The sequence below is a fragment of the Pedobacter sp. AC402 genome (genome assembly GCF_979252805.1).
Genome location: NZ_CEEDAI010000007.1, coordinates 463881 through 475309 on the forward strand (window position 1 = coordinate 463881; position 11429 = coordinate 475309).

Annotated in this window: 10 protein-coding genes and 1 pseudogene; 2 read left to right on the forward strand and 9 right to left on the reverse strand. The window is 37.9% G+C overall.

The features are described 5' to 3' along the window. Positions 1–821 precede the first annotated feature (821 nt). Positions 822–1001 carry a histone H1 gene (locus AC0IWE_RS08815; protein WP_055907279.1) on the reverse strand — a complete coding sequence of 60 codons (180 nt, stop codon included), beginning with the start codon at positions 999–1001 and terminating at the stop codon, positions 822–824. A gap of 750 nt (positions 1002–1751) precedes the next feature. Between AC0IWE_RS08815 and AC0IWE_RS08820 the strand changes: the two genes are divergently transcribed. After that, positions 1752–2126, forward strand: a complete 375-nt coding sequence (locus AC0IWE_RS08820) for a hypothetical protein (protein ID WP_471792773.1) — start codon at positions 1752–1754, stop codon at positions 2124–2126. Positions 2127–2178: 52 nt separating this feature from the next. Beyond that, entirely contained in the window at positions 2179–2334 is a 156-nt protein-coding gene (locus tag AC0IWE_RS08825) for a hypothetical protein (protein WP_471792774.1), read from the forward strand. A gap of 51 nt (positions 2335–2385) precedes the next feature. On the opposite strand, the gene AC0IWE_RS08830 is transcribed toward AC0IWE_RS08825, so the two are convergent. The 8 genes and pseudogenes from AC0IWE_RS08830 to AC0IWE_RS08865 all read right to left on the reverse strand — a co-directional run bounded on the left by AC0IWE_RS08830 (position 2386) and on the right by AC0IWE_RS08865 (position 11428). Beyond that, a complete protein-coding gene (locus AC0IWE_RS08830) occupies positions 2386–3312 on the reverse strand; it encodes a sugar phosphate isomerase/epimerase family protein (protein ID WP_471792775.1) in 927 nt (308 codons plus the stop codon). A 274-nt stretch (positions 3313–3586) separates the two neighbouring features. Continuing rightward, positions 3587–4531 carry a phosphatase PAP2 family protein gene (locus AC0IWE_RS08835; RefSeq protein ID WP_471792776.1) on the reverse strand — a complete coding sequence of 315 codons (945 nt, stop codon included), beginning with the start codon at positions 4529–4531 and terminating at the stop codon, positions 3587–3589. 1 nt (position 4532) lies between these two features. Then, the gene (locus tag AC0IWE_RS08840; protein WP_471792777.1) at positions 4533–5153 is read right to left on the reverse strand and encodes a sterol desaturase family protein; all 621 of its coding nucleotides are present in this window, start codon (positions 5151–5153) and stop codon (positions 4533–4535) included. A 273-nt stretch (positions 5154–5426) separates the two neighbouring features. Beyond that, the gene (locus AC0IWE_RS08845) at positions 5427–6716 is read right to left on the reverse strand and encodes a DUF4833 domain-containing protein (RefSeq protein ID WP_463495774.1); all 1290 of its coding nucleotides are present in this window, start codon (positions 6714–6716) and stop codon (positions 5427–5429) included. Positions 6717–6725: 9 nt separating this feature from the next. Beyond that, positions 6726–9268, reverse strand: a pseudogene (locus tag AC0IWE_RS08850) (DUF5686 and carboxypeptidase-like regulatory domain-containing protein). Then, positions 9269–9643 carry a GtrA family protein gene (locus AC0IWE_RS08855; RefSeq protein ID WP_471792778.1) on the reverse strand — a complete coding sequence of 125 codons (375 nt, stop codon included), beginning with the start codon at positions 9641–9643 and terminating at the stop codon, positions 9269–9271. A gap of 4 nt (positions 9644–9647) precedes the next feature. Next, entirely contained in the window at positions 9648–10103 is a 456-nt protein-coding gene (locus AC0IWE_RS08860; RefSeq protein ID WP_235526040.1) for a phosphatidylglycerophosphatase A family protein, read from the reverse strand. Continuing rightward, positions 10103–11428, reverse strand: a complete 1326-nt coding sequence (locus AC0IWE_RS08865) for an inositol-3-phosphate synthase (RefSeq protein ID WP_471792779.1) — start codon at positions 11426–11428, stop codon at positions 10103–10105. Before AC0IWE_RS08865 ends, AC0IWE_RS08860 begins: the two co-directional genes overlap by 1 nt. Between the last annotated feature and the right edge of the window lies 1 nt (position 11429).

Below are 11429 nucleotides of genomic sequence, written 5' to 3' on the forward strand. Positions count from 1 at the left end.
TTGTTTTATAGGTAGTCATGCTTTCGCTGCGCTAGGTTTGTTAATATTGGGCTAAGCCAAAAGTAAGAGCCACTTGGTGGTTGCTGACCTGTACCGCTTTCATATCAGTAACCGAGGCAAGCCCGATCGGAGGCAAAACATAGCGACTGCATTACGATTCCCGCATGCGCGGGAATGACGACCGCGAGTTAAAACTGAAAAGATTGCTTCAGCTCGCTCTCCCCCAGCTTCGCAATGACGAATTTAACGCATTCCCTGCATCATGCTATTTAAACCTAGCTATCTGCACCCTGCTTTCCGGCATAGGAAATGATGGAAGGAGAAAACGTTAAAGCTTTATCAATACCTTTCCCTCCATCGTTGCATTAAGGCAGCACACACTTCCCGCCCCCTTCGGCGGAACTTGTGCTGACGACCAAAAAGCTTTAACGAATTTATCCGACATCAGTTCCAAGCCTTGATTTTTGGTTACCTTTTATCAAGAAAAAGGTAAGAGCCCCTTCGGTGGCGGCGAACCGAGGCAAGCTCAAGCGAAGCGAAAACATTAAGATTCCCGCATGCGCAAGAATGACGATTATATTAGAAACACAACTTAAAAGATTGCTTCAGCTCGCTCTCCCAAATCTTCGCAATGAGGATTATATTCATCCCCTTAGTATTTAAACAGCAGGAAAGTAACTTAATATTATCTCAAAGGGTACATCCAAGAACTCATGTTTGTTCCACACGCAACTGTGTAAGGTTATGTAATGCCTGTAAAACAACAAAGCCTCCAACCGTGAGGCAGGAGGCTTTGTTTTTCCCAAAACGCAATAATGTTATTATTTCGCGCTATTCTTTTTTTCTGTTACTTCAGCTCTGATATCTTGAGCTAAAACTTTAAGGTCTTGCATTGCTTTACGTACACGTGTACCAGCAGCTGCATTACCACCATCATAAAACTTGGTTACATCTGCTTCAACTGAAGAAATCAGATCTTGTACTTCTTTAAATTTGTCCATAATGTTTTCTTTTTAATAGGATGATAGACCATCCGTAATTAAATATATTCTTTCCGATCTACAATAAACGGACCGCAAAACTAATAATTTTATTAACAATGAAGCATTCACATCAATTAATCCTTTTCTTTTAACACTGATCTATTTCTTTATTTAGGCGATATTGCCTGATCTTCTTTAAGTTAACTAACCAGGCATTACAAAAAAAGCAAGAAGTGTCAAAGAAAAATTACCAGAAATTAATTATTAACAACCCTTCATTGGCTTGCTCTCTAGCTCAGAAAATAGATTATTTAAGTTATTAAAACGGAAAAGGCTACAATATCCATTGTAGCCTTTTACTAATCAACTAACTAAACTGTATAATACTAACCAAATATTTACACCACAAAAGTAGGACTGAATTATAAACCAAATATTAAGGTTGTGTTAATATCAGGATATTTAACATAGGCATTTAGATATTCCAAAAATGAAGCAGGCGATGCCTAAAAATTTGTTACCAAAATTTAAGCATTTAAAATCGCTTAACCTCTTTTTGCAAACGAGGTGTTACAGGAACGGAAAAATAACGGATACAAGAGCTGGCTGACACTATAATTACAATTATCAGGGTATTATGAGGCAAAATATGTGTAAAAATTAAAATGTTGATTTTTATCATCATTAAAATTTCAAGAATCGTTAAAATCTGTAGTATTAAAAATACATAAAGTTCCGAAATAGAAAATGAAATTTTATCTTTGCGCCATGAAAATTGCCAAACAAACGTTATTTATATTTCTTGTAATTACTTCAATCTCTTCAACATCAATCCAGGTGTTGGCTCAAAACTTAAATAAACAAGCTGTTTCTTTCGAAAATGTTGACAGAATAAATGGGAATCACATGATCGAAAGATTGGGTGACGAATTTATTAAGAACCGTAAAAAAGGAAAACTTTCTAAACCTGAGTATTTTATCAACAGAGAAAATTTAACCATCATTACCTTTAACGGCCTTGATTACCTTGTAAAAAATAATCGCGTAATAGGCATACAAGGTTTAGCTTTATCTACGGAGGTACTTGCTCAAATTACGCAAAAACTAGTGTTGCTGGATAGTCGCTCAATACAGCTACAGTGAAAAATCTGATAACGATTTTCAAAATGAAAGGTTATTCCTGCTTTCATTAAAAATGTTATCTACAACAACCAGAGACATCGCAGCACTTACAAAAACCAACAACCCATCTTTAAATCTGGAAACTAAAGTGGTTAAAATGCGTTTGCCAAATGTTGATAAATCTCAAGAAACATTAACTGCACAATCACTGGTACAATTGGCTAAATAAGTTGCTGGCCAAAGCGGATTTTGTGTTTTATGGAAAAAAGCAATTGCTAAATTACTGGTACCTTTTTCTCCAAACCTGCATCATGTAAACATTTATTGCCCACTGATCGGCCACTGGAAGGTTGGTATATGGAATTGTTGGCATATAACTAGGTGGGCCAAACTCGGTTAACATCGTAAGGATTTTCCCTTGCTGTTTTTTAAGGGCCACTATTTTATCCCACCATTTAAAATGGGCATCTACTGCCTCCTTCCATTCCGGAGCCCTCGGATCACTTACCTGTGGTCCTTCCGCATGGCCAACCCTTGAGTGTACATGGTCTGTTCTGGAAATGGCGAGTGCAACTGTTTCGGGTTGATCTTCTAGAAGGCTTTCGCTTACGTTACACCAGTGAGAAATATCAAGCGTAAGTCTTAAATCAGGCTTTTCTTTTAAATACGGTAAAGATGCCGGTGCCGAATACAGCATCCTGGATCTATGGGTTTCATGATAAATCGGAACACCGCTTTCTTTAGCATACTGTACAGTAAAATCAATAAATCTTTTATTTTCTTCGAAAGTGAAAAAGTCTTTGCCCGAATGAACATTGATATAAAGTGGTTTTTGCGCTTTATTTTCTGCAGCTTCTTTTAATACTTTTTTAAACGTTGTAAAATGTGTACCGAACTGGGCTTCATCTCCTCGGCAAAGGAAACCAACTGCTAACTGATGTTCTTTTAAGGCCTTAAATAATTCATCTGCAATTTCTGCCGACCATAAAATTTCTATTCCATCGTAACCATCCTTTTTTGCTTTTTTGCAAAAATCAGATACCGAGCCATTAAATCCCCAATATGGTGCCATAATGAGTAAAGCAAATCCATTTGATGTTTTTACTGGTTCAGTATCAGGATAACTGAATGTATCTGTTGGGGTTAAAAATAAAGCAGACGTTAAGGCTAGGCTTCCTCCAATAAAATTCCGTCGGTTGTATTTCATGTTCATGCAGGGTTTGAGCACTCAATTTACAACTTTTTAATACCCCGCATAAAAAAAATGGTTCAATTTATATTTTTAACTCCAATTAATTAAAGTGTTTTTCAATTCGCTACCATTAACTAACCTCAAAGAGCATTAGGAATTTCGAAGCACAGCCTGCGCCGATTTTTGAGGGAACAATCTTAATGCGTACATTTGTAGAGATCATCGAAAGATTACTCATCCGGCAGAAAAAGCATCTTTGCAATAAGGGTTTATCGCTATTTCTATGATCTTAGTGCCTTGCTAATACCTTAACATAATACCCGATAAACTCCCTTAATCTGGTTTGTTTAACCAGGTAGTTAAAACTAATAATCCCAATTACAGCGCAACTTATTCCAGCTAAAACATCAAGGCAGTAATGGTGACTGGTATAAACAGCAGAAAACCAGATGCCTATCATCACTACCAAAAAGAAAATATTAATTTTTCCAAGCTTGTTCTTTAACCCATAATATACCACAATTACCGGATATGATGAATGCAGCGAGGGCATAGCTGCGAAAACGTTAGAACCTTTGCTGTAAATCCCTTGAAAAAGGGTAATATTAAAATAATGATCGAACCTGGCCAAGCCTGCTGTATTGCCTGCAGTTTTGGCAACAAATGTAAAGCCATGCTCCTGAATATACCAAGGTGGCGCTGCCGGAAAAGCATAATAAACCACGAAACCCAATAAATTTACCCAAACAAAAGTGAGCGAGAACCGTACAAACTGTTCCTTATTTTTAAAGAAAAGGTAAGTGGCAAAAGCAAGGGGAACCGGTACCCACATCAGGTAGAAAATACCTGTTAATACATCCAAAAAAGAGTTGCTGTTCAGTTGCCAATACTCATTGGGCGTAAGTGTTAGGCCATGTTGATGTATGCCAAATACATTTTTTTCCATTTCGTATAAATCTTTAATGTGAACTACATTAAAAAGATAGTTAGGAAATGCTTTCATATAATCGAAAAGAATCCAGTATACGATGAAAATCGAAAAGCCCAGTATAAAGCGACGGGTACCTTCAGAGAGGTAAAAAAGACTGTTAAAAATAAAAATCAATACGAGCTGATCGGTTTTAAAGCCGACCAGAAATGCTGATAACAATAGATACCCAACAGATATAGCAACTGTTAGATAAACATTGCGAATGCTATAAAAATTGTTTTTGAGCAAAATCTCTTGCTGCATATTATTTTTTATCAAAGTTAGATCTAAAAATATGATCCCAGAAAGTCCAGCTTACCCCATAGCCTTTTGTCGAATCAGAATAATGGTGAAGCATATGGTGTTGTTTTAACTGTTTCCAGAAACCGCTTTTAAAATTGGCATGGTGAAGCGCATAATGCACCATATCGTAAAATAAATAGCCAATCATAAAGCCAGAGAAAAACGGATAAACCATCGTTTCTGGAAATAACCAATCGAAAAGAAAATAAAAGCCCAAAGCCATAGGGATACTGGCCGAAGGTGGCATTACCAATCTTTTGGCATCATTGGGATAATCGTGGTGTACGCCGTGGAAAATAAAATGGATCTTTTTACCCCATTCTACATCAGGTTCGAAATGAAAAACATAACGGTGCAGGATGTATTCGGTGATGGTCCAGATGGCCAAACCGAGCAGAAACCAACCCGCAAAAATTAAGACAGGCATTTGTAATTCGCCAAGTGCTTTCCAGAAAAGGAAGGCAATTACAGGGATATAAACAACCAATGGTACATAAAACCGCACTTTCGACAGGCTTTCTAAAAAGTCGTTTTTAAACATCCTGATGGATGCAGTTGAATTAGATACAAAATTCTTTTTCATTTGATAAAATTATTTTTTGTCTTCGCCTACGCTTGGACTGACATTCAACTCTATTTATGTTCGGTCGTCATCTCGACTGTAGCTTTCCAATTCTTCATCGGTAGCGGAATGGAGAGATCTTTGCTATTAGATTTCCCGGCTCCGTTGCACGCGATAGCTATAGGGTCCGCTCGAAATGACGATTCAAGAGAGATTGCTTCGTCGGCTGAAAAAGCCTTCTCGCAATGACGGATTGGGTGGGAACGCCACCCGCAAAACGCTCAACACCCTCCGCTAAACCTTAATCCGCTCTACCAACACTTTTGAGGGTTCTGAAGCATCAAACCCTTTTATTTCTACATATTTCACATTTGGAAACCAGAATGTACCTCCTTCAATGCGAAGAAATATGCGCTCTACCTGCATTTTTTTATTATTAATGGTGGCAAATACATGGTACTTTTTATCTGCACCTAATTTATTGAGGTACATTGGTAACTTTTTATGCGAGGTAAATCGAAGCTCAAACTGGCCATTGCCCAAATCTTTACTAATAATTCCGTAGGCAAATTTCCGCTGGATATAACTTAAATCTTTCTTCTCTCCATTGTCACCATACCGCATCCAAAATACATTAACGGGTTGGTTTTTATCCACTACACCGCGTTTATCTACGTTTAACTGGCAGATAATGGTATTTGTATTCGGATCGCGCTGTAAATAAAACAACTGGTTATTGATGCCATTTGGTGTAGGAAAAGTAATTGGAGAAGGATCTGCCCCCTGTGCATTTGCATTGAAAGATAACCCAAGGCTTAAACTTCCCATCAATACCAAACCAGCAACCAGGGCCGCCCTGTTATTGCCTTTACGCTCGTTATACTCCTGCGCCTCTAAGCCCCTCTTAGCATCTTGCAAACGTTTTACAGCGGTAATATTTGTTAATACCGCCATTAAGGTAATGGGCATGGTAAAAATAGACATCGTTTCGAACACATGGAATGAAATACCCGGCATATACACCTTATAATCGCCGCCAATAAAATGCCCTGCAACACCACAGGCAATGGCAAATACACCAATAGTAACTACCCTTTCTGGCCGTTGCATTAAACCGCCCTTACACTCTACCCCTAAACCTTCGGCCCTGGCACGGGTGTAACTTACCATCATTGAGCCAATTAGTGCAATAAAAGCAAACAGGGAACTTAAGAAATAATGATGCGCCACCAGGTAATAACAAATGCCCAAAAACATAATCATTTCGCTATAACGATCAAGAACCGAATCGAACAAGGCACCAAATTTGGAACTCATGTTTCCTAACCGGGCTACCTGGCCATCGAGCATATCAAAAAGGCCTGCAAAGAGTACCAATGCTCCTCCCCAACCGATGTACGACATATCGCCACGGTTTGATTTTTCGGCACCAAGTACAAAAATAACCGCCACTCCAATATTCAGAATTAAGCCAATTAAGGTTACCATATTTGGCGTTAAGCCAATCTTAATTAAGCCCTTAACAAAAGGATTAATTACCTTGTAGATGCCTTGCTGCAGTCTGTCGCGCAATTTAGTTTCCATAACTTTTTATTAAAAATCGAATTTAACCCTTGCCCTTATTCCCCATTCCGAAACTTCTGGATTGTTGAGGTAATTGAAACGCTTTACCAAATCAACCCTTAATAATTTAAAAATGTTTCCTATGCCAACGCTTCCTTCCATGTAAGGTTCGTTACCTAAAGCATAAGTTCTTTGTGCACCGTTTTCATAAATGGGAAGCTGATATAATCCGCTTTGAAAATTTGGATTATTTTCATTCCGTAAACCACCATACAATGCTTTGAATGATACCACTTCTCTTAATTTTAAACGTTTTATTAAAGGCACCTTATTAAAAAAGAAGCCGTTAAAATTGTGATCGATATTAATGCTTACATAATGATCGCTCACAAACTCTAAAAAGTTCATCAGGTTATATGAGTTGAGCTGATAAGCATAGGTTTGATTGGCGCGGTGTATATCCAACAATGGAAAAGGCACTTTGCCGGCAATATAACCGCCTTCAAAAGTTACATCGCTATAACCCAACTGCGATAAATAAAAGCGTTTATCAATGCTCCCCATAATATTATGGTAATTGTATTCTCCACCCAATACTCCTTTAAACCTGCGGTATAGCGCAAATTAAATACCGGATAACGATCGGCAATGGGCACCCGGTAAATTTTTCCCTGGTAAAACTTTTCATTTGGTGCATACCTTAACTGTAAGGATACTTCGCTGGTGGTTAACCTGTTAACGAATTGATTATTGGAATTGATGTAATTAAGTCCACCTGCTGGTGTTTGACTCCATTTTTTAAAGCCAAGATTGTAAGAAAAATGATTTTCGAATTCCTTTACATAATCTAAACGATAAAAATCGTTGTACAGCAACATATCGTTAACCCCTCTTTTAAAGGATAGTAAAAAGTTATCTTCCTGTACAAACTGTAGCTCCTGCCCTGGTATTTTGGTATCACGCTGAAAACTTGCCCTTACATAATTTTGAGGGAATTCATAGATCGATTTGTTATTTAACGAATAGGTTGCCGATAGGAAAAACTTCCATTTTTCATCCTTAATGCCATAAGCCAGATAGTTTTCGAAATAATATCGCTTGCTCAGCTCTGGTGTGGTTCTTCCGCCAACACGCAACCTTAAACCTTCTACGTTATTAAAACTGTAAAAGGTATTTACCGGTCCAATTTCGTAGGGTCCTAAATTCTGATAACCTGCAAATAAAAGGGTAACAATTTTCATTGTGCGTTTAAACGACGGCAGGTTTTGCAATGTATCTATATTTCCATAAATTTTTAATTGATCTTTCGAAATCGTATCCAAACGGTTCTTTTCCCAAAATTTATCGTCCCTCTTGGCTGCATCGGCCAATACAACAGTACTTTTACCCTCAAATATAGTATCAGGCAATACGGTATCGAACTGATAATTTTTAAAAGTAACCGTTCGCTCTCCTGTAAAGCCTATGCCTTTGGTTTTACCTATACCAAAATCGGCCAATAGGTTGCTTTTACTCAGGCTGTATTTTCCTTTGTCATTTGCTTCAAAATTAAGGTCGATTTTTAGTGAGCGTACAAAGTTGAGGTTAATGTTTTTGTTTACCCCAAATGAAGCACCGGTAACGGCATAATGACTATCATTGGTTACATATATTTTGCCTTCAAACAACATATCATTCGTATTACGGGGCGTAAAAGAAAGCTCAATGATCTGAGGTTTTTGATTCTTTAGTGTATCGGTGATAAAAAACTTGTAAAAAGCTGGCGCACCATCCGAAATGGGACTTAAAAACTCATTACTGATAACCGAAATGTTGTTCTTGTAAATATCGATATCCTGATACATCCGGTCGAAATAAGTTTTCATTCCCTTATTATCAATGTATCTACTGTCGAAGTTTACCTGTTTCTCGGCAATTACAATGGTTTTATTTTTTTCAGGATTTTTACTGAGGTAACTATCAGAAAGTTTCTCCTGGATATATACCGGCAACAGATTTTTTCCACCAATTAAAGTCGAATCCTGTTCCTGAAACAAAAACTGGTAATTGCGGAACATTTTTTTGTTTTTAAACTTATCCGAAACGTTGCTTAACGAAAACAACATCTTTTCGTATTGCCTGTACGATGCCGTATTGTAACTTTTTATGCGGTTTTCTTCTTTATGGTCAATTACCTGGCGGATAAGTTCTACCGCTGGATTATCTTTATTGCGGTATTTTATTTTTTTGCCTCCAACAATGATTACTTCATCTAAAGCTTTGGCATCAGGCACAAGGGTCACATCAGATTCTTGAGTTGCACCTGGCAGAATATTTTTATAAACTGTACGGTACCCTACATAATTAAAACTGATTTCGCTTTGCGGATTTGGCGAAACCAGGGTATACTTCCCATTTACATCTGTTTGTGTACCAATCTGGGTATCTTTAAAAAAAACAGAAACATTTGGTAAAGTTTCTTTGGTTACGGCATCGCGTATGGTACCCGAAACTGCGGTGCGTTGAGCAAAAGCATTTACCTGCAGGATAAAACTGAGCGCTACAGTGAGAAAAAACGAATAGTTGGGTTTCATTTAACTTGAAAAAATAAACTGCTTTTGCATGATATAATTGTAGCTTACGCCCGTTAAAACAGAGCTAAAAACTTTGGCGAGTACGTAATTGAGGTTAAAATAGTGGGTAAAAACAAATACACCGGTTGTAACAATGGCCAAATTGCCCGCCCATACCAAAATGTATTTTAATATTTGCCATTTGATGGCTTTAGACTGGCTTTCGAAAACCCATTTGCGATTTATCGAGAAATTAACAATCCCACCGCAAACGGTTCCGGTTATGCTTGCTGCGAGGTACCACCAACTTAAAAGATTTACAGCCATAACCGTTACGCCAAAATCAATTGCTGAAGCGATTAATGAAGATCCCTGTGCCTTTAAAAAAGTAAACATGGTATTAAAAAAGTGCTAAAACAACAACAAGCTGAAGAACCACATTGGCATAAATACCAGCCAATACATCATCAGCCATTACACCCCAGCCACCTGGCAATTCTTCCATTTTGCGGATATAAAAAGGTTTAAGGATATCAAAAAACCTAAAAAGTATCAATCCGATAAGCGTATATTGCCACTTTAATGGCACAAATAACAGCGTAATGCACATTCCGGCCACTTCATCAATTACCACCCTTTGATGGTCTTTTCCCCAAATTTCTTCAACCCGATCTCCACTCATTATGCCCAGCATTATAATTAATATGGTGATTAATACAGGCCATAAGTAGGGGTTGCTATAAGGGCTCTGGGTAAGGTGCCAGCAGATACAGGTTGCTATAGCAGCATAAGTACCAGCACCTTTGCCGATATAACCTATTCCCAGAGCCGTTGAAAGAAATTTGTGGATAAACACTATACGGTTTCTATCAGTTCTTCTTCGTAATCCTGACCTAAATGGGTAATCAATTCTTCGCCCATGATGTAACGCAAGGTATTTTGAAGTTTCATTAACTGTTTAAAAATGTCGTTTTCTGCAGGTACACCTGGTATCGTTTGTGGCGATTTAAGGTAAAATGATAACCATTCCTGAATGCCCGACATATTTGAACGTTTAGCCAAATCGATAAACAAGGCAAGATCCAACACAATTGGCGCAGCTAAAATAGAATCGCGGCAAAGGAAATTGATTTTGATCTGCATTTTATAACCTAACCAACCGAAAATATCAATGTTATCCCAGCTTTCTTTGTTATCACCGTGAGGCGGATAATAGTTGATCCTGATTTTGTGGTACATTTCTCCATATAAATCCGGGTTAACGTCTGGTTTGAAGATATCTTCCAGTACGCCTAGTTTAGATACTTCTTTTGTTTTAAAGTTATCCGGATCATCCAGTACCAAACCATCACGGTTACCTAAAATATTATCAGAAAACCAACCATTTACACCTAAAGAGCGTGCAGCCAAACCTGGGGCTAAAATGGTTTTCATTAAAGTTTGTCCGGTTTTAAAATCTTTACCGGCAATTGGTGTATTGGTTTCTTTAGCCAATTCGATTAATGCAGGAATATCTACCGTTAAATTTGGCGCACCATTGGCAAACGGAATACCCAATTTTAAAGCAGCATAAGCATAAATCATACTTGGTGCAATGCGTGGGTCGTTATCTCTTAAACCTTGCTCAAATGCAGCAAGCGATTCGTGCACTTCCGATGCTTCGAAATAAATTTCAGTAGAACCGCACCATACCAAAACAATACGATTGCAATTATTTTCTGCTTTGAAGTTTTTAATATCTTCCATTACGGCTAAAGCCAGTTCGTAACGGTTATCAATATCTTTTACGTATTTGCCATCAAGGTTTTTTACATAATTTCTATCAAAAGCTGCACGCATTGGTTTAATGGCCTGCAATTCTTCACGCACATCGCGCAAAAGGTTTGCATCGAGTACGCGGGCATTTAATGCTGCTTCGTAAACGTTATCTTCGTAAACATCCCAGCCACCAAATACTAAATCTTCCAAACCTGCCAAAGGCACAAAATCTTTAATTTTTGGTTGTTTATTTTCAGTTCTTTTACCTAAACGGATTGTTCCCATCTGGGTTAACGAACCAATAGGCTTAGATATCCCTTTTTTAATTGCAGCAACTCCGGCAATCATGGTTGTTGCTACAGCGCCAAGTCCTGGCATTAATATACCCAACTTGCCTTCAGCTGCTTTTACTTGTTGTTTCATT